Raw genomic sequence first — 18,092 nt, 5'->3', positions numbered from 1 at the left:
TGACCTTTTCGTTTTCTTGCCGGACGGGCCACTGGCTCACGTGCTACCCAAACTCGGGCCCATGGCTCCATAGTTCGCTCCACGGTTTGCGCATGGGGCCACAAACAAAGATGTCGGGATGATCCCGGCTTTCTTCATTGACGACGCCCCACGCATTACCCGAGTGCCCGGCCAGACGGCAATCGGTGAAGAGTTCATCGGCGCGTTCGCGTGAACTTCCCAGCACGATCACGGTGTGTGGCGGTGTTTGTGGATAGCCACGCAGCCAACCGGAATTCACCGCTGTGATCGGCGATGGCAGGCCATAGGCTTTCCCGAGCAGGGCGATAGCCCCTTGCTCGCCGTAATTACCTACCACGATGCCCAGATCGGCTTGCTGTTCGGCAGGAAGGGCATCGCGAATGGCGGCAACCTGCGTGACGAGCTCGTTCCAACCGACCTTCTCGCGCAGGTCGTTGTTTCTCTTCAACGCGAAGTCCCGCAGCGGACCGCTTGATGTGATCGGCATGATGATCAACGCAGCGTAGATGCCGATAGCGACAACGCTACTGAACAGCAAGGTCGCTGTCCCGGCCCGCCATGCAGGACGCAAGGTGCTCAGCCATCGCTCTGTGATCACTGAACCCATCGCCAGCAGCATGGGGTACGCCGCGCTGACGTAGTAAAAGCGACCCCGTAAAAGCATGAACAACAGCAGCGGGACGACGTACATCCAGGCAAGCATCCGGTAACGTCGTGCTCGCAAATAACCCACCAGGCCTGCGATCCAGACCGGTGCCGCAAACAGGTTGGCGTTGATAAGGAACTGATCGCGCAGAAAACCATCCGCACGTCCTTCATTGACGTCGCGGGCGTGGATACCCTGCAGGAACCGATAGGAAATGAAGTCGTGCCTCACGAGCCAGACGAGGTTCGGAGCAAACACGAGTAGCGCGACAGCGCCGCCGGCCCAGAACCAACGGTTCATGAGGTATCGCCGTGCATCGGTCAGAAGCACGCCCACCAACACGCCCAGCAGCTCGAACGCTATCGAGTACTTGGTCTGCAGTCCAAGCCCGGCAAACAGGCCGATCGCTACCCACCAGCGCGGGTCGTCGTCGCGCAGCAGGCGGATCGCACTCCAGGCGATAAGCACCCACCACAACATGTCGAACGAGGAGTACTGGAACATGGTGGCATTGCCCATGGGGGCTGGCGACAGCCCAACGGCGATCGCCGCGAAGATCTGGGCCAGACGACCGCCACCCAGGTCGCGCGCCATAAGGCCGCTGGCCAGAATCACCACGGCTTGGGCCAGCACCGAGAACAGCCTCAGCCACACCAGCGACAGGCCAAAGATCTCCAACCCCACATGCTCCAACGCTGCTGTCAGCGGCGGGTAGGGTACGAAGCCCCAATCCAGATGCTGGGCATCGCTCAGGAATTGCAGCTCATCCCGGTGAAAGCCGTATTGCCCGTTGGTCAACATGTGGGCCACGCCAAACAGCACGGCAATGACGAGCACTGGTGCCGTACTCCCGTGCTGCAGAGGAGTGGTCGCCGGCGGTTGTGGCAGGTCGTGGCTGTGCACGTTCGGGTTCCCCTGGAGTCGTTGACTCCCCATACTCCCCGGTCAGCCACTGTCGGGCTAGATGCATTGGGACGGATTGGCTTGTTTCGGGGACGAAAGGTGGGCTGATCAGGGCGGGCGGTACTTCGAGCTGAGAGTTGCCTTAAGGAACCTGGCGGGTAGGGCGGAACACGATCTCGTTGACGTCCATGTCTTCGGGCTGGGCAATGGCAAAGGCCAGGGCACGAGCAAACGAATCGGCGGGGATGGCAACGGACTGATAGAAATCGTCCAGGCGCGCTTTCATATCCGCTTCCGAGGAGCTGCCAGGAAGCTCGCTGTCGACAGCGCCCGGCGAAATAACTGTGGTGCGAATATTCCAGTGCTTGACCTCCTGTCGCAGTCCTTCGGACAACGCCCGTACCGCGTGCTTGGTTGCGCTGTAGACGGCGCCATTGAGCATGATCTTGTGGCCGGCGGTAGACGATACGTTCACGATTTGCCCAGACATCTGGCGTTGCATGTGGGGCAGCGCTGCCGCGATGCCATACAACACGCCCTTCAGATTGACGTCGATCGTCTGATCCCACTCGTCGATCCGCAGTCGCTCCAACGGCGACTGGGGCATGATCCCTGCGTTGTTGACCATGACGTCAACGCGTCCGAAGGTCTCTACGGCAGCGTCGACAAGCCGCTTCACGTCGTTGCGCACAGTGACGTTGGTTGCGACGGCCAGTGCACGCTGCCCCGAGCCGTTCAATTCATCGGCCAGTAGCTGCAGGCGATCGATACGCCGCGCGCCCAATACGACACGCGCACCCTGTGCGCCCAGCAGGCGCGCGGCCGCCAAACCGAGTCCGCTGCTCGCACCGGTGATGACGATGACCTTGCCGTTGATGTTGTCGCTCATAACGCTTTCCTGTGATGGACTGGCGCCCACTTTAGGTGGCGATTTATCAACCCGGTAGCGGCTCTGAAGTTGATTCAGTAGCAACCTTGGATTGATACTGATGCTTGCAGACTCTCAACGAGGAGCGGCCGATGCCCATCCATGACATTCGCGCGATTGACCTGTTCACCAAGGCGGTCGAGTTGGGCAGTATCCGGCGCGCGGCGGCGGTTCAGGGCGTGAGCGCCCAAGCGGCGAGCAAGGCGCTGGCGATGCTGGAGCAACGACTGGGTGTGCGGCTGTTGCATCGGACGACGCGCAGCATCGCGCTGACCTTTGAGGGGCAGCAGTTTCTGGAGGGCGCCCAACCCGCGCTGGCGGCGTTGGAGCGTGCCATCGATGGTGTTCGCACGGCCAAGGACGAGATCGCTGGGCCGTTGCGCATCGTCGCTCCGCGGTACGCCTTTGGGCGATTGCTCTGGCCGCTGGTCGACGAGTTCTGCCGTCTCCATCCGAAGATCGAGCCGCACCTTAAACTCGACGACCGCATCGGCGAGTGGGTGCACGATCGCGCCGACATCGGTTTTCGCATTGGGTCGGCGCCGGAGGATGGCGTCGCGGCTCGTCGCCTCTCCAGCATGCAGCTGATCGTTTGCGCGGCACCTGCGTATATCGCGACCTATGGTGCGCCAGATTCGATCGAGCAGTTGACCTCGCATCGTTGCAGCGTGCTGCGGCATTCGGCGACGGGGCGCGTGTTGCCTTGGCTCCTGAAGAAGGATGGCGAAGTGCTTTCCGTCGATCTCCCGCCCTCACTATCGACGAACGACGCCGGCCTGGAGATCGATGCCGTGCTGTCCGGCCATGTGATCGGCCTGTTGTCGAGTCTGTCGGTTGCGCCGTTGATCCGTTCGGGGCAGCTTGTGCCATTGCTGACGGAGCACATCGCTGACCACATGGGCATGTATGTTTACTACGGAAGCCGGGCGGCACAGCCGTCACGCGTCCGCTCGTTCATCGACCTCGCTGTGGAACGGTTGGGGCAATCGTCAGAATATGTGCTCGATGCCCGCGAGCTGGCCATGGCGCAAGCCAAGGGGTGTCGGAAGACGCGCCGCGGGTCGAGGCGGCGCTAGTTGATCGGTAAGGCGGACATCTGGACAAGACAACAGGGGGAGTGTGTTGAACGGACGGTCACCAGAAGAATTGCTGAACAAGGTCGATAGTAGAGAGACGTTTCTCGCGTTTGTGAGCGCCTTGATCGAAGACCGCCGTGAGACGGATGGCGGAGGCGAGTGATCCTCAGCGCTATCGCTGGACAGGGGCAAAGGGATGGCAGAACGGAACTATTGCCACATTCTTGGATGGTGCGCTGGCCTATGCGCAGAGTCCGAACTGGCCGGAGCGGCAATCAGATGCACCGACATGGCGAGACCTTGCCAAGTTTCTGTTCCTGGGAAAAATCTACGAATGACACTGTTCGCTTTCGACCCAAAACGGACCTAAAGTGGGCATCGAGAGGAAGAGCATAGACGATCAGGCAACTCAGCTGGCAACCCAAAGCGGACATTAGCTAGGATGCGCTGAAGGGCCAGACAGGGGGCTTATGGCTACGGAATCGGGGGCGTACCAGACACCGGAGCTCAGAGTCATGACGCAAGCCACCAGCGGTGCCTGAAGGGGCGGGCGCATACTGCTACGCGCAACCGTGATCATGCCAGTTTCCCAATGTAAGACAAAGAGTTACGTGCCGCTTTGAGTGCGTCGGCCCGCCGCCAAGTAGCATAAGGACAATCTGCGTGTGATGCTGACCCACAGGAGCTTGACGCCTCCCCCCTTGTTGTTCTCATCATGAAGACACGCCCGTCATGTCGGAGCGGGTAACGGACAGGGGAGCAATGGATGGTTATCAGTCGAGCAGTCGTCGTCGCCGGTTGCATGCTAGCGCTTTGGGTTAGTGGGTTCGCTCATGCCCAGCAAAACGGCACCCTCACCTACGTCTATACCGATCCCCAAGGAACTCCCTTGGCGGAAGCAGATGCCCAAGGCAACATCACCGCTACGTTCGACTATGCGCCCTATGGAACGATCACGTTAGGTACGCCACCCAATGGGCCTGGATACACGGGGCATGTGGATGACCCTGAGACCAATCTCATCTACATGCAACACAGATACTACGACGCTGCGACAGGGCGCTTCGTAAGCGTGGACCCCGTTTCGCCGACAGCGGCGAATATCTTTACCTTCAATCGGTATGACTATGCCAATGACAATCCTGCTCGATATATCGATCCTGACGGCCGTACCTGTACGGAAACTAATAAGACGTACACCTGTCAGATCGACAAAGTAGTCACGCAGGTGAATGGAAAGGCCGTAACCAGGAATGCAACCGCAGAAGACCATAAAACGTATGCGGGATTAGAAAAGGCTCTGACAACCGCGGTCAATGCGGTAGCCAGTTCCGGAAAGACCGCGGATATATCGTTTAAGAGCGGCGACACGACCTACTCATTTTCTATTGCGGGAAGTTCGGTTGCCCAGAACTTGGTAGGGCGCGTAATAAGAGCGGATCCCTTCAATCCCAGCAATCCCGCTGATAATTGGGCGATGATTACATCGCACAACACGACCACTGTCGGTAAGTATGGCTTGCAGCCGGGACATACGGTATTTGGGGATGCAGAAAGGACCCAGGAAGAGGAGTTTTTACACGAGGGAATTCATCAAAGTCACGAAGAATCGAAAGCTCTTGGAATATCCGGGGCGATCCGGATGGGCAACGATCAAGCCGCTCACCAAGATTCTTATAATGATGCAGCGAATTCTTTTTTGGAGCCCAATCAATGAATCCCATGATAGCGGTTCTGATCGTTGCCAGTGCTTTGTGTTGCGATACCATTTATTCGATTAATGGCCTTACTAGCCCAGTACGATATGTTGACAAGCAACAGGGCTATTTTATTGGTATAGAAAAAAATAAGTTTACAATAGGTACAGCAATCGATGACATAAAGAAATCGTCCAACGATTTGCCGCAGGTCGATGGGCCTGTTGAAGATTGCTCCTCCCGCGGGTTCAGATGTCGATCCATCGGTTACTTGGTATTCGCCATCCAAAATGGCAGGCGCCATTCTGCAGAATATACAGTTGGACCAAGGATATTAATTAAGCGACTTTCAAATGGCGGATGGCGTGGCTCTGCGACGTGCTCAATGATTACTCGATCAGGTTGCGCACGGCATATTGACGTAAACAAGCTAGTTGTGGCTTATCAATATGAAGTTAGTCCGGCAGGTATTTTAAAGTCGGTAAAAATTCAGAATTGGGATGATAGTGGGAAGCTATTGAGCAACCAAAATTTAATTCTCGTGAGTGAGATTGGGCTCAAGTTGAATTGACCCGGACCGCCTACCGGAACGGCACGCAACTAACTACGGATGGGTTTGAGGTCACGGCAAATCGTGGCCTTGGGCTGAGGGCGCAGACGTTCCGGGTAATCCATCCAGGTTGCTGTCGTCCAGTAAAGCTGGCAACGGACTAGAAGGGCCGAACGCTCTCAACCAAGGATCAAATTTGCTTAGAGGGATGGGGAGTGGCTCAGGGCAGACTGTCTGTCTCATTGCCTGCTGAGCAGGTTGACACCAATGTTTGTACAACCGGTACGTACATTGGTGTCATGCCCAAGTGGGCATGACACCAAAGTCTGTGCAGGTGCGATAACCAAAGTATGTGTACCTGGGAGCTGTTATGTACGTACTTTGCTTGTCAGCTGAGGGGAAAGTACGTACATGGATATAAAAAAACAACTAGTTAGATGGTGTCAGCTAGGGCGGGCGGCGATACTTTGACAACCAAAGTATGTGCTGGACATATCCAGTTAAATTTCCGCCTTCGGTCAGCCAATCTCTTCTAGAAGGGGTAGTGTTACCTATGGCGAAGCAGCGCGTGGCTCGCAAGCTTCATTCTGTGGAGAGCTGACAGAGTTTCTGTCGAGATTGAAGTTTTCTGGGAAGAGTCGAAGCCGACAAGGACAACGGCATCATCGATGTCGTCGAGCCGGAGCATCAAGCGGCCCAACAGGCGACCCTGACGGCGTGGGGTGGCAGAGCGCTGACGGAGACAGCTACCAATTCCCGATGCAAGAAGGTCTGCGACCTGTACTCCTTCGCTTTCGCGAGAATCGACGAATTGAAGATCGTCAGTAATGAGTGTTGTGGGGTCTAGCCACACTGCGTCTGCAGCATGGGCGGGAAGAGGGTCCGGGGGCGTGCGACGGTATCTATCTAGCCAACTCCGATCGCCGCCAGGCAGTAACAATAGAGGATCTTTTCGAGACATATTCAAAGCTAGGCCAATGAAAGTCGGTCCGAAGGCCTGTTCAAACTGCGTTATCTGGGTATTCTTCGCGTCAAATCGCCAGCGGAAAGCATGCAGTGCCTCAGGGTAGGAGAGACCGAAGCGTAGCGTGCTGAGTTTGATCACCCGCCAAATGAGCAAAAGCCTACATATCAGCTCGACATAGAGTTGCGGCGATAAGCGCTCAACTGCATAAGCTAAGTCCGATGCAGCGCATCGCTCGGCTTCAGTATGGAGCCCAATAGCTGACCGAATTTCATGAACCTGCAACCGCTGATTGGCAAGCACGTCGCCGTTAGCGCCTGCATCAGTGGCAACTGCTACAAGAAATCCATCGTTGGAGGCCAAGTTATTAAGAAGGCGAAGATAGGCTGCTATTGGCGCATGACGTCGCTTCACTTCAGAAGTCGGCGGGAAGCCTGCCATACGCTTGTATTCCCGTAGGGTAAAAGACATGCCATCAATGGCGGCTTCTGGAACGACATAGGCGGCAACCACGCACCAAGACCCTAGATGGGTCGCCGCTCCAAACGAACCTGACTCATCCAGGTAGATGTGCATTTTCGGCTCGATGTCCCTGTACCACTTGATCGTTCGAAATCAGGCTAACTTACTTCTGATGCTTCAGCATGGAGTACTGCTATCGTTGGTCATGGGTATAGTTCATAGCCTCGCGGTAAGAGCATCCATTTTGGACAATATGCCGAGCATATCTCGCTCATGACTCACCCGATCTAGAGCCGTCGAGATTGTCCAAAACGTCCCTGACACGAACAGGGATCCGCATGAGAGCTTCGGGCGAGGGAGCGTTAGGAAAGTGAAGGATCCAGAGCTTAATTTCCTCGATCATCTTCGTTTCAATCTCGCCGATGTGCTGGCACATGTGTCCCAGTTCATGGCCTACCATGTCTAAGTACTCCTTCGCTGCAATACGTGATTCACTAGCTTGAGAGTAGCGTGGCGTTGCGGCCTCTGAGTGAGCCGCCTCTTTGTTCCGACGTGTTCCTATAAAAGCTAAATGATCGAAAAGGCACGTTTCAAGCGTGATGCAATTGTGATAGTGATGAGCAAGCGCCCCCAGCAAAGAGACGAGATGCGGCTTTCCGCTCTTCCGACAATCTAGGCAATCGAAGGCAAGAAGGCGTCCCATAGTCGCTCGATTATAAATATCGGCATCCATTGCTGTGCAGTAGAGCATCTGTTTAATCGCGGCCTCGCAGAAGCGAGCAAATTGGAGGATTAGTTCGCTTTCTAGCCGAATGCGCCGTAATTCCGTCTCGATGGATGGGGTCTCTCGGTCATCATTTATAAAGTCCGACATCTCGTTAATGGCAGAGCAGAGCTGAGCGGCGAGGGACGACGCCGAATAAGAGTATGGATTAGTTAAGCCAAGTGGACTTTCCCGCTCTTTCTCTGTGATCAGAGTGACATGCCCTTTCTGTTGCAGCCAGCTACACATTTCTTGTGCGACGGGCACAATGTTGGGACTAACTGGCCGTTCGCCGAAGAATACCGCTGACTGCCTCGCTAGCCTCCAGGGTGGATGCATAGCGGCGTGAGCTGAACTATTTCGTGGCGGTTGATGCAAGTTGAATTCCACAGGCTTGTCCATCTCTGATGTTTGTGTAGTAAGTAGACGGTTGTCGCTTGGTTCAAAAAGATGTGGATATCGGCAACATCATTGGCGAAAGTTACTATCAGTGTGCCAAACTGATCTGCAGTGGCCGGGCCGATCTTTGAGGCCACGATGTTCTATGTTGTCGCTGAACGGTCTGCACTTAGGAGCTTAAGAAGCGTCGTTTGTTTTTGTACGGTGTGTTTTTCGAACTCTTCTAGCATTCCTCTGCGTGACAGGTATTCCAAGTAAGCAATGTATGGTCCTACGACCGCCTTTTCGCCGCAAACAAGCCATTGTATTGCTCGCTCTCCAGTGCGTTTTTTCCCCACCAGTATTTCATTCAAGGAATGTGATACCTCATCAATGTGGAAGGATGAGTTATCGCCAAAGTGAGCGTCTAGAAGCTCTCTTGTTCGAAACACGCCCCCGAACCAGCTAATAAGCATGGGGGATTCAGAACTGACCTTTTTTGCTGCCTTAGAGAGTTGTTCTAAAAATTCATCAATGAATTGCGCAATTGCTGGTGGTTCAGGATCATCTTTTTTTGGAAAAAGCACCTCAATACGTGCAGAGCAGTATTCGGCCAAAATTTCAAGGTTAGTCAAGGATTGCAGAAAGTAGTCTTCGGGTATTTCAAGGCTCTGACCAGGGTGAGCATTTGGTGCAAATTTTTTTTGAAATTGCTTATCGATTACGCCGCCTGCGTGTACGAGTAAGTGCCTTCGAGCATAGACACCATCAATTTCTTCGATAGATACCTTGGCTTGCGAGAATATGACATTGAAATGTCTCTTGTAGTACTTTTCGAAATCTCTGAATCCTTTGCCGCTTAGTGCTCTGCATTCCGATTTAATAAGATGGGATCGAAGCTGATCTGCACTATCAAATGACAATAAGTGAGCCTGGGAGAACGACACAATCTTGTCTTGAGACTTGAATGGAGTGAGGCTCCGAGCTGCCACTTCATTTAACAAGTCTACGAGGTAATTTTCCATGTGTGAGACAGCTCGGACGAGCAGCGAAGCTCTAAGCATCTCTGGATAGGTACGTTTCATTCGTTCAAGCAGCTCAATTGGAGACCATGCAAGCACTCGCTCCGTGTCTGGTACGACTATCTTTGAGCTAGGTAAAATTGTTCCCGCTTTTAGTTGTGCATCTAAGTACGAGTTGGTGGTGGAGAACGTATATAGGCACGCGTCGTACAGGTGTCGCATTCGTCTCAGTTCGATACGGAGAAGGCGGTAAGGCCTCAGGGGCTTCTGTTTACGGAGCGTTTTGTGCATTTCTTTCGGCATGACTTGAGATTTCATGTTAATCCTAAACGCCCTTGATCCTTGTGCCCACTGGCTAAGATCTGGCTGCGACGCTGTATGTTGCGAGGAGCCAAGTACCTTTTGAGTGGAGCCCTATAATGTTTCATTATCCTACAAATTCGAAGTTCGCTTTAGCAAATGTTCAATATGTGTGGACAAAATTTTCAATTTGTATCAAGAGGTTGGGGGTTATCGTCTATTTATTGACTTTCCTGTTCTTGGGTACCGTAGCCGGTAAGAGCGCCCACTGATATTGGGCATGAAAAGGTTGCCTCATGGGCGGCCGGGTGGGTATTGGTAACATCAGGCCGCCAAACAGGGGATGCTATGAGTCTCAGCACTGATCAGGTAATCAACGTCTGGAACGCGGTGGGCACTTGGGTGGCTGGGCTCGCCACGACCGGCGCCGTGATCGTCTCCTTGTGGCTGGCGAGCCGACAAAGTCGGGTCAAGCTCTATGCCACCATCGGAGTCCGATCAATCGTAGGCAACGGTGAGCATATACGGAATCTGATAACGCTTTCGATAACGAACTTGGGCGAGCGGCCTGTGCGAGTGGACTCCGTGTCTTGGAAGTTCCCGCCGGCCAAGAGCGGATACAAGTTTGGCATGCAAAATTTCGGTGGCCCTTATTCCGAGACGATGCCCAAAGAGGTAACACATGGAGAACGCGCGACGTTCACTTATTCCGATGAGGACTTTAAGTGGTCCAAGTGGCTACTCGCTGATTATCCTGAGGCGACCAGCGAGCGGTGGCTGAAGCGGTTACGCCTGCATATCAATACGTCGGTGAATCAGACGGTGGTAATTAAGCCAGAGCGCACGCTGATCGAACGCATCAAGGAAGCCGCAGCGGATCAGCGATAGACACGTGGCATGGTAGGTGCGTGAACTTGTGAGCCAACGCCAGTTCAAATTTCGGAACATTTCTATGGGCGACGCCAGATCGGTCTCATAGGCTTCCTTGTACGGAAGAAAGGAAGCCAACATGACGGAAGATGTTCAATTGCTGCTGAGTGGCGGCATCTCGACAGTGACATCTCTCCTCGAAGAAAAGCATGTTGAAGCATGCTTCAGATCACGGGAGGTCGCTAAACGTGCCGAGAGGTTGGGAATGACCGGTCTTACTGCGGCAGCCCTTAATCTAGAATTTGCCATCAAGTCCGGACTTCAAGTAGCCATCAGGGCGACATCAAGCAGCTTCCTGCATGAGCTGAACATGGCGGTATTGGTCCGGCAGCGACGTCTCGGCTGGATTCAACGAAAGTTGCTAGCTTTGATGCGTCTCCTCCATGGTTTCGCTACAGGCAAAGGGTCTTCTTCAAAATCACCCACGCCCAGTCCATCGAAATCGGCCGCATTGAGCAGAATGGACAACGTTTCTGGATGATCGCGTGCCAGCCATACGACGACCTCCTTACGATCCATCACTTGAAGCAGCAAACGCCGGGTTATCGCGAGGCGCAACATGGGAGTGCCTTGAGCGTGCGCAGGTTCTTCAAGGAGCTTTGTGGCAACCGAAGACAGCCGGTATCCATCACGCCCCAAGACATCTTCATAAATGGGGTCGTCGCGCAAGCGCAGGCAGGCTGCTGCGATGGATCGACAATGACGCGCGCAAAGGTGGTAAACCATATCCAGCGACGCGATCATCTGCTGTTCGCGTATCCAACGTCTTTTATCCGTCGCATGCATGATCCGGAACTCCCATGGAAAGGGTGGCCAGTTCGCGAAGGATGCAAAGCGAGTCGAACAGATAGAAGCGAGCACCCGCATCGGGACTGTTCTGAATCACGTCCGGCCACGTTTTCGCGCTAACGGCCGGAAGAATCAGATAGTCCAGGGGTCGCTCCCCTCTCACGTCCATGCGAATGCCAACCAGAATGTCCGCGGTGCTACGAAAGCGTGGCACGATCCATCGGATGTTCCCGTGACCCACCTGGGACGATTGCATCAAATGGAACGATATGGACCACGTCTCGTCAATACGGAGCATGCGCCCTTCCTGAGTCACCGTTGAGCCATCGTCTTCAAGGGCTTCTCGTACGCATCCCATCACACTGGGAAGCCATACCCGAATCCGATCGCGTATGTCTCCGTAATTTAGGTCCCGCTCCTGGATGTAGCCAATGCGTTTGTAGGCTGCTCGCAAGCTTCCGAAGCGGTGAAGGTAGGCTTGCGAGGTAGGTGTATTTGGATCGGTGGCCATCAGATGGAAATTGATACGGCCCTCGCGCTGCCAAAGCTCTCGCAAGGCTTCCAGCATCTCATCGTCCGTAAGCCTTCTAGATCTTAGCTCGCGCTGTTCCCGGGCAGCATCAAACAACTCCTGCGTGACAATGGCAGGGAACGCATGATCCATACGAATAGGCTCGGGCTCTGGCTGCGATGGATCGGGCTGAGAGAGTCTCCGTGACGGGTCTCGCCCGAAGACGAGTTTGCCCAAGTAGCGTTCGTCATCAAGCATGCCTTTGATCGTGGATGCACTCCAAGACGCGCCACCTCTCGCCGGACGCTTCCCTTTCTGATTGAGCTGCTTTGCGATGTCATTCATGCTGACGCCGGCGGCAGACTGCTTAAACATCCAGCGTACGACGGCCACCTCATCACGCGGCCCGAGCACCAGGCGAACGCGATCCGTGGCGATGCTTTTGCGTTCACCAGGCTTCAAGATGCACCGAGGCTTACCCGATGCATCGACCAGCATCCTGCTCAGCCCATAGGCAGCAGGACCACCCATGGCGAAACCTGCGCGAACCAATCGAGCTTGGCCAGCGAAGACCTTGGCCGACAGCTCACGGCTGTATTCAGCGGCCATGGATCGCTTTAGACTTTTGAGGACCGCATGCAGTGGCCCTTCGCCTCCTGTAAAGGGCTCGGCGACATAGATGACGCGCAGACCGTGTTGGGTGCAGAGAAACTCGTAGAAGGCGGACTCATCCACGTTCTGAAAGCGTCCCCAACGACTGACATCTAGGACGAGGATGGCGGTGCACCCCGTACAGTGCTTTTGGACGTCATCCAGGAGACGCTGAAGCGCCGGGCGGCCTTCAAGGTCCAGTCCGCTACGCCCTTTATCCACATAGCTCTGTGCCACGACCATGTGATGGGTACTAGCGTACGCAGCAATGGCAGTTCGTTGATTCGCTACCGAGGTGTCCTGCTTGTCCGTGGACATCCTCACATACTCAGCCACAGGAGTGGCCGAGCTCGGTCCCCTGTGTTGAGTTTCAGTAGGCATGGGATGGAAGAGGTTAGTCGGCGATTAAGCACGCTACGCTGTACTTATGGGCATAGCAAGCTGACACGCCTTCCAAATGTCTACTTGGATGTCTGCCTTAGAGATGCCGCTTGAACTCCGGGGGTACAAGCACATTCTGAGTGGCTACCTAGAGTGAAAGGCCTGCTTCTGCTTGGCTCTGCTCATGGTGCCAGTTTTTCCAACCGAGTTGTTCGCGTTTATAGGTTTCCGAGCAAACCTTGCGTGGGCGGATCAGATGAATGTCGCCTTTATCCAGAGCGAAAACGAACCGATCCGCGTGCTCGATGAGCATTCGCCGTATCATGCGCGCCGTGCCCTCATCCAAAACCGTGCCTCGACTAAAGGTGCGATTTCCAATTTTCGTATAGAGGAGATGTGTAGAGCTCAGAGGAAGGAGGATTTCTCCGTTCTTACGCCCCCAGCCGCCCCGAAAGTCGTAATTATTGGCGTCTACGAAATTAAGCCGAATGACAGGGTTGTCACTAGTTGGCCAAGTCACACCTTCCGGAGCATGAAGGATGGTCCATCGGTGCGCCATCAAATACGATATGGTGCTAGTCAACATATGCCGGGAACACGCGAGCCACAGGCGTCGACCCACAATGCCTTTGGCTTGAATGATTCCTCCGCCCTCTGTACTACGTGCGACGGTGACCTTAACCGGGAATATGTCGTTTGGATCTCTTTTGGGCGTCTGTAGACGGATTCCGAGTCTTGCTGCCTTTTCGAGCTCTGCGACAGAGTTGGCTAGCGTTGCATCTATGAAGGATTGAAATGTCTCATTCTGTCGCGTGAGAAATTCTTTTAGGCGTACTGGAGTCCGTACGTCTTGGGCGGCAAGAAACCTAATTAGCTGGCTCCAATTGTCGCGGCTGAGCCGTTCACCGTTGATCGCTCGGTTGATTGCCTCCTCAGCTGGATTTTCGAATTCTCGATCAAGCCAGCGCTCGAATTCATCCGTCTCTCCCTGACCGACTACGTACGTGTAGAGGTGTTGGTGAAAGGCTATGCTCTTGGCCGAGTGTTCTTTCCAATGATCGCAGTTATCGTTTGGTACTAGTAGCCTATACGTAGGTATTTTGCCGTTGCGCGACCATTGCTTTAAATATAGCTGCGGCACGTAGTGATTGTCTTTGCGTAGTTGCTGCATGGCATTGTCTCTACTTGGTCGGTCACTTTCGAGGTAGTTCCATAACCAAGTAAGGGACTGTTGCAAAACACAGAAAGATGGCCATAAGGATGCAAAAAAGGAGGACTTTGCGCCGCCCGCTTTGCCACTTGGGATTACGGATGTCGATATGGCGCTCTATGGCAGCATCAAGGAAGATCTCGGCGGTACTCGCTACGCCCCAAAGCGTGATAAAGAACAGAATCCCACCGAGTGCCACACTGATGAGTGGCGAACCCAAGACTTTGGGTCGCTGGAAGAACAGATAGCTGGAGCCGAAACTGTATGCAGTCATAGTTGCCATGTTTCGCATGCATTCCAACTTGGCTTTCTTGAATTCCTTTTCGGAACGGTCCTGATGGGCCTTAATGACTGTTTTTGCGTCGACGTCTGTATCTTCCATATTCCAGCTCGTTGTAACCGGCATAGCCCCTAACCCAATCATAGTGATGTTCCAGGGAGGTCGGCAACGCCGTCTGGGCCTACCCAAATCTGCGCATTGGGCTTCATTTTTATCGGCGCTGGCCGATAAATCCGAGATGAAGCTATGTCCGAGGGTGTCTTGGAACGTCAGTCGCGTGTCTATAAACCTGCCATCGAGATGCCAATCCGGTTTGGGGGTCACAAAACCGATCCATCTGAGGCTCAATCATTTCGCCAGCGTTATCGGGATTTCCGTCGTGAAGTCTTGGAGGGCTGTCCATCCGATATGCGAAGAGAATGGAGGCAACGTGAGGATGTACTAGTTGACGGTCTATCTCGCAGGCGCGGCAAAGACGTTATCCGATATTTTCGCGATAGAGTAGCCAATTCTCTCGATCGACTTACACCTGATCGGCTCGATCTGGCGTGTCGCGCGTTGGGATTGCCCAATGCTGATGCCGCGTTGCCGCGCCGGCTCTTTCGCCGTCCTCAATGGCTTTGGTGGGCTGTTGATACTCAGGTCACGATGAGACGGATTCGGAACCGGATCATTGGTGTGACGACCTATGAGGGGCGCGCTATGGTCGTCGCTCAGATGACCGATGACGGTAAAGGGCGTTCTCTTTTTTCGTTAGATCTCTCTTTGGACTATCGCCTTCGTCATTTTGACGGTGCGCCTAACCGGAGTCAGGTCGTGGAGGCGCGTACATTAGGTATCGCTCGAATGCGCGTGGCACGACACCTCGGTGTGCGAACTGGGGCGGAGTTAGCGAAGCTGACCGACGCGCTTCTCAAGTTACCGGCCTCTTTTTTGGTGTCTTGGCAACAGCACGGGTTGTTAGTAAGTAAAGAAGACCTAGATCTTCCAAACCTTCCCTCCATTTACATGTACCTTGCAGGCGCGGATGAGCGTCGATTTGGCATCGCTTTTTGGCGCTGCCTTGAGCAACTGAAGAAGGCGGGTGCTGGAATCGAAGCTCTTCGAACAGTGCATCAGACATATGATCGTTATGAGATCACACCAAAATTACTACTCGCTGTGGTGAGCCTGCTACGGCAGAAAGAAATTTCTCTAGACGAAGCCATTGTCGCCTGCGGTTCCTCAGTATGGTTAGTATCGCCGACGAGATGGCATTTTGTTCTCAATACAGTCGGGGCAAAAAATGCAGATGATTGTGCTGCCTTCAATGATTTGCTCAACAGTAGTGGTGATCTTTCGACTTCTTTAGTCGAGTATCTGCGTCAACGTGGCGCTACCCTTGCGGACCTTATAGCTTGGCAGCGCTGGATCTCCGCCTACGACTATCGACATACGGTGCCAACGTCTACTCATCTTGATTTGCTTCTAGCTTCAGGTTTGTCACTTTCCGATCTTCCCTCTGGACCAGGATACCTAGCCGCTGGTACCGCCGACTCATTCGCGCCGTTCGCAGATGCTGCACGCTCCATCGGAGCGTCGACTAGTGCAGATATGCTTGCCTTGCACTCAGCATTTGTAGCTCGTGACCGCAGAAAGGTATTGGAACTTCTGCCGTTGCATGCTGCTTTTGGGCGCCCTCCACTGGGGGAGTGGAGTGATTTTGTTGCGGAGATAGCACTAAAAGGTGGGAGAAGCGCTAGCGTTCGCTATTTGCAGAAAGCCTACGGTATCAAAGACCTGTCTAAACGTGGACAACTTATGCAGTTGTGCCGGTTAGATGACGGATTTCTCGCTTATCTCCACGATAAGCGCAAGCTTCGTAGTTGGAGACAACTAACCCGTTGGCACTATGACCATGGTTGGGGCAGCGAGGCGATCAGGTTAAGGGGTGGGCCTTCTGCATCTTTGGAGGAGGCCATCCTTAACGAAGCGTGGCGCCGCGACACCTTTTACACCGTCGCCGGCACCCTTGATATGTTGTTCATGGAGTTGGCGGATGCTGCTAGAACTACTAAGCACACGAAGGAAGATCTGATTGAGATCTTGCTTGCGCGTTTACCAAAGCTTTATGCCGCGGGCGAGGGTGTTTTGGTTCCAAGCCTCATTCGCGCAGGATTAGCTTCCAATCTTGATCTGCGCGCCGCACGCCGTGGCATTGCCCGCGCACATGCAGGCTTACTTGGTGGACTCGGGCCGGTCGGTCGAGAGCTGGAGCCCTCTCAGATGGAGGCCGTCGCATACGTATATGTCGTGGCCCATGAGGATGTGAGAACACTTTGGCCCAAGGTGGCCGGACTGCAGCGCCAAGTACGCGCATTTGCGCCTTTGGGAGCAAGACATCATGTGATGCGCTGGACTCGACGGCACTTGGTAAGTGTGGCGGCGTTGCCGGATAGTCAACTAGACGCGTTGGCGCAAGTCGGAAGATGGGCGGAAGCCTGGACTCTCGGAAATGAGGTACACGCACTCTCGGTTCTTAATCAGCAACGGCTGACAGATCCGGCTGCCAGCTTAGAGTCACTAGCTGGGCATTGGGCTCTTCTTCTGGCGCTATTGGCAGAAGACCAAAATGTACGACCTTGGTTCGCACAGCTGGGCGAGATATTCCGAGATCCTGTTACAGCTCCTGCCGATATGGCTGCGCTAAATGATTGGATTCACGAACGATTGCCGGTTGCCGTACAAGCGTGTGATCAGCAAGCTACTAGCCCAGCTTTTATCGTAGAAGCGCTTCCACGCGCCGTGGGTCAGACGGCAACGACGCCGGGTGTTGCGGCCAAAATCTTGCTTGATTGTCTTTCTCCGGTGCTAACCCGCTGGCTTTCGGAAGTACGCCGCTCAGCATTTCGAGACGCGGAAGGTCAGACGGAGTTGATTGCATCAGTATCTAAGGCTCCTGCAGCATTTTTCGCCCGTAAGGCGACAGCTCTATGCACTTCCGATGATGTGGATATGTGGGAGGAGTCTCGCCATGCCCATCTAGTGATCTTCGATCCAAACACCAGAACACTGGCCGGAATGGCCATGCTTTATGTACAGAAAATCCCTGAAGTTGATGCGCGTCGCACCACATTGGTGATGCGGGCAATCAATCTGCCGCTCCTGTTACGTGAGGCGTACGTTCGGGAGAGTGTTATCGACGAATGTATAAGAGTGGCTGCTGTCATTGCCGCAACAGGCGGTCATGCGGGGCCCGCCTTTCCTCCCGATACTGGGCAGCACTTAGTCTCCAATGACAGCGAGCTTGCTAAGCTTATGATGCGCCGTTATGAGACAGATGCATTCAAGCGAGTGCCCTTAAATACAAGTTTTTACTGCTATCGACAACGTTCAGGTCTAGGTGCGGTTGATGAGCTTTTCGTGCTTGAACCGACCCTTGCTGTCGAATCCACGGAATCATAAATGCCGTGCGCGCGAATCCAGATTTGCATGCTGCTTCGGGGAAAATGCCGCAAGTACTATATAGAGTCTGCCTTTCTTTCAGATCTTGATCAGTGAATAAAGAAACTAATTGTTCCGCGGGGAAAGGATTTTTGACTCCATTCTGTAACAGAAGGCTGATCGGCTCCTGACTTGCTAGTTACGGAG

General features: G+C 54.1%; 14 protein-coding genes. 5 read left to right on the top strand and 9 right to left on the bottom strand.

Annotated features, from left to right (window positions below; genetic code table 11):
- Nucleotides 1–43: 43 nt before the first annotated feature.
- Nucleotides 44–1,570 carry a glycosyltransferase family 39 protein gene (locus QMG46_RS19935; protein ID WP_281849623.1) on the bottom strand — a complete coding sequence of 509 codons (1,527 nt, stop codon included), beginning with the start codon at nt 1,568–1,570 and terminating at the stop codon, nt 44–46.
- A 142-nt stretch (nt 1,571–1,712) separates the two neighbouring features.
- Nucleotides 1,713–2,459 (bottom strand): SDR family oxidoreductase, encoded by a 747-nt coding sequence (locus tag QMG46_RS19930; RefSeq protein WP_281849622.1) that lies wholly within the window; start codon nt 2,457–2,459, stop codon nt 1,713–1,715.
- A 131-nt stretch (nt 2,460–2,590) separates the two neighbouring features.
- Between QMG46_RS19930 and QMG46_RS19925 the strand changes: the two genes are divergently transcribed.
- From QMG46_RS19925 to QMG46_RS19915, 3 genes are all read left to right on the top strand, one after another.
- Nucleotides 2,591–3,574 carry a LysR family transcriptional regulator gene (locus tag QMG46_RS19925; protein ID WP_281849621.1) on the top strand — a complete coding sequence of 328 codons (984 nt, stop codon included), beginning with the start codon at nt 2,591–2,593 and terminating at the stop codon, nt 3,572–3,574.
- 766 nt (nt 3,575–4,340) lie between these two features.
- On the top strand, nt 4,341–5,291 hold the full coding sequence (locus QMG46_RS19920; protein ID WP_281849620.1) for an RHS repeat-associated core domain-containing protein: 951 nt from the start codon (nt 4,341–4,343) through the stop codon (nt 5,289–5,291).
- The gene (locus tag QMG46_RS19915; RefSeq protein ID WP_281849619.1) at nt 5,288–5,842 is read left to right on the top strand and encodes a hypothetical protein; all 555 of its coding nucleotides are present in this window, start codon (nt 5,288–5,290) and stop codon (nt 5,840–5,842) included. The genes QMG46_RS19920 and QMG46_RS19915 overlap by 4 nt, the downstream gene beginning before the upstream one ends.
- Nucleotides 5,843–6,368: 526 nt before the next feature.
- On the opposite strand, the gene QMG46_RS19910 is transcribed toward QMG46_RS19915, so the two are convergent.
- The 3 genes from QMG46_RS19910 to QMG46_RS19900 all read right to left on the bottom strand — a co-directional run bounded on the left by QMG46_RS19910 (nt 6,369) and on the right by QMG46_RS19900 (nt 9,728).
- Complete coding sequence (locus QMG46_RS19910; RefSeq protein WP_281849618.1) at nt 6,369–7,361, bottom strand: DUF3800 domain-containing protein; 993 nt, start codon at nt 7,359–7,361, stop codon at nt 6,369–6,371.
- A 157-nt stretch (nt 7,362–7,518) separates the two neighbouring features.
- A complete protein-coding gene (locus QMG46_RS19905; RefSeq protein WP_281849617.1) occupies nt 7,519–8,400 on the bottom strand; it encodes a hypothetical protein in 882 nt (293 codons plus the stop codon).
- Between the two features lie 152 nt (nt 8,401–8,552).
- On the bottom strand, nt 8,553–9,728 hold the full coding sequence (locus tag QMG46_RS19900) for a hypothetical protein (RefSeq protein ID WP_281849616.1): 1,176 nt from the start codon (nt 9,726–9,728) through the stop codon (nt 8,553–8,555).
- Nucleotides 9,729–10,058: 330 nt separating this feature from the next.
- Between QMG46_RS19900 and QMG46_RS19895 the strand changes: the two genes are divergently transcribed.
- A complete protein-coding gene (locus QMG46_RS19895) occupies nt 10,059–10,598 on the top strand; it encodes a hypothetical protein (RefSeq protein ID WP_281849615.1) in 540 nt (179 codons plus the stop codon).
- Between the two features lie 390 nt (nt 10,599–10,988).
- On the opposite strand, the gene QMG46_RS19890 is transcribed toward QMG46_RS19895, so the two are convergent.
- The 4 genes from QMG46_RS19890 to QMG46_RS19875 all read right to left on the bottom strand — a co-directional run bounded on the left by QMG46_RS19890 (nt 10,989) and on the right by QMG46_RS19875 (nt 14,564).
- Nucleotides 10,989–11,426 carry a hypothetical protein gene (locus QMG46_RS19890; RefSeq protein WP_281849614.1) on the bottom strand — a complete coding sequence of 146 codons (438 nt, stop codon included), beginning with the start codon at nt 11,424–11,426 and terminating at the stop codon, nt 10,989–10,991.
- Nucleotides 11,410–12,909: a recombinase family protein gene (locus QMG46_RS19885; RefSeq protein WP_281849613.1), complete on the bottom strand. Its 1,500-nt coding sequence runs from the start codon at nt 12,907–12,909 to the stop codon at nt 11,410–11,412. Before QMG46_RS19885 ends, QMG46_RS19890 begins: the two co-directional genes overlap by 17 nt.
- Nucleotides 12,910–13,120: 211 nt before the next feature.
- On the bottom strand, nt 13,121–14,143 hold the full coding sequence (locus tag QMG46_RS19880) for a DUF4238 domain-containing protein (protein ID WP_281849612.1): 1,023 nt from the start codon (nt 14,141–14,143) through the stop codon (nt 13,121–13,123).
- Nucleotides 14,144–14,165: 22 nt separating this feature from the next.
- Entirely contained in the window at nt 14,166–14,564 is a 399-nt protein-coding gene (locus QMG46_RS19875) for a hypothetical protein (protein ID WP_281849611.1), read from the bottom strand.
- A 144-nt stretch (nt 14,565–14,708) separates the two neighbouring features.
- On the opposite strand from QMG46_RS19875, the gene QMG46_RS19870 reads away from it, so the two are divergent.
- On the top strand, nt 14,709–17,906 hold the full coding sequence (locus QMG46_RS19870) for a hypothetical protein (protein WP_281849610.1): 3,198 nt from the start codon (nt 14,709–14,711) through the stop codon (nt 17,904–17,906).
- Nucleotides 17,907–18,092 lie beyond the last annotated feature (186 nt).

It is taken from the genome of Dyella sp. GSA-30 (assembly GCF_027924605.1).
Taxonomy (GTDB): Bacteria; Pseudomonadota; Gammaproteobacteria; order Xanthomonadales; family Rhodanobacteraceae; genus GSA-30.
The sequence above is the reverse complement of the archived record's forward strand: the minus strand, read 5'-3'. Positions and strand labels throughout refer to the sequence as shown.

Bases quoted from the DNA above. Each gene is read 5' to 3' on its own strand.
- QMG46_RS19930 (WP_281849622.1), bottom strand. From the start codon at position 2,459: ATGAGCGACAACATCAACGGCAAGGTCATCGTCATCACCGGTGCGAGC.
- QMG46_RS19925 (WP_281849621.1), top strand. From the start codon at position 2,591: ATGCCCATCCATGACATTCGCGCGATTGACCTGTTCACCAAGGCGGTC.
- QMG46_RS19920 (WP_281849620.1), top strand. From the start codon at position 4,341: ATGGTTATCAGTCGAGCAGTCGTCGTCGCCGGTTGCATGCTAGCGCTT.
- QMG46_RS19915 (WP_281849619.1), top strand. From the start codon at position 5,288: ATGAATCCCATGATAGCGGTTCTGATCGTTGCCAGTGCTTTGTGTTGC.
- QMG46_RS19910 (WP_281849618.1), bottom strand. From the start codon at position 7,361: ATGCACATCTACCTGGATGAGTCAGGTTCGTTTGGAGCGGCGACCCAT.
- QMG46_RS19900 (WP_281849616.1), bottom strand. From the start codon at position 9,728: ATGAAATCTCAAGTCATGCCGAAAGAAATGCACAAAACGCTCCGTAAA.
- QMG46_RS19895 (WP_281849615.1), top strand. From the start codon at position 10,059: ATGAGTCTCAGCACTGATCAGGTAATCAACGTCTGGAACGCGGTGGGC.
- QMG46_RS19890 (WP_281849614.1), bottom strand. From the start codon at position 11,426: ATGCATGCGACGGATAAAAGACGTTGGATACGCGAACAGCAGATGATC.
- QMG46_RS19885 (WP_281849613.1), bottom strand. From the start codon at position 12,909: ATGTCCACGGACAAGCAGGACACCTCGGTAGCGAATCAACGAACTGCC.
- QMG46_RS19880 (WP_281849612.1), bottom strand. From the start codon at position 14,143: ATGCAGCAACTACGCAAAGACAATCACTACGTGCCGCAGCTATATTTA.
- QMG46_RS19875 (WP_281849611.1), bottom strand. From the start codon at position 14,564: ATGGAAGATACAGACGTCGACGCAAAAACAGTCATTAAGGCCCATCAG.
- QMG46_RS19870 (WP_281849610.1), top strand. From the start codon at position 14,709: ATGTCCGAGGGTGTCTTGGAACGTCAGTCGCGTGTCTATAAACCTGCC.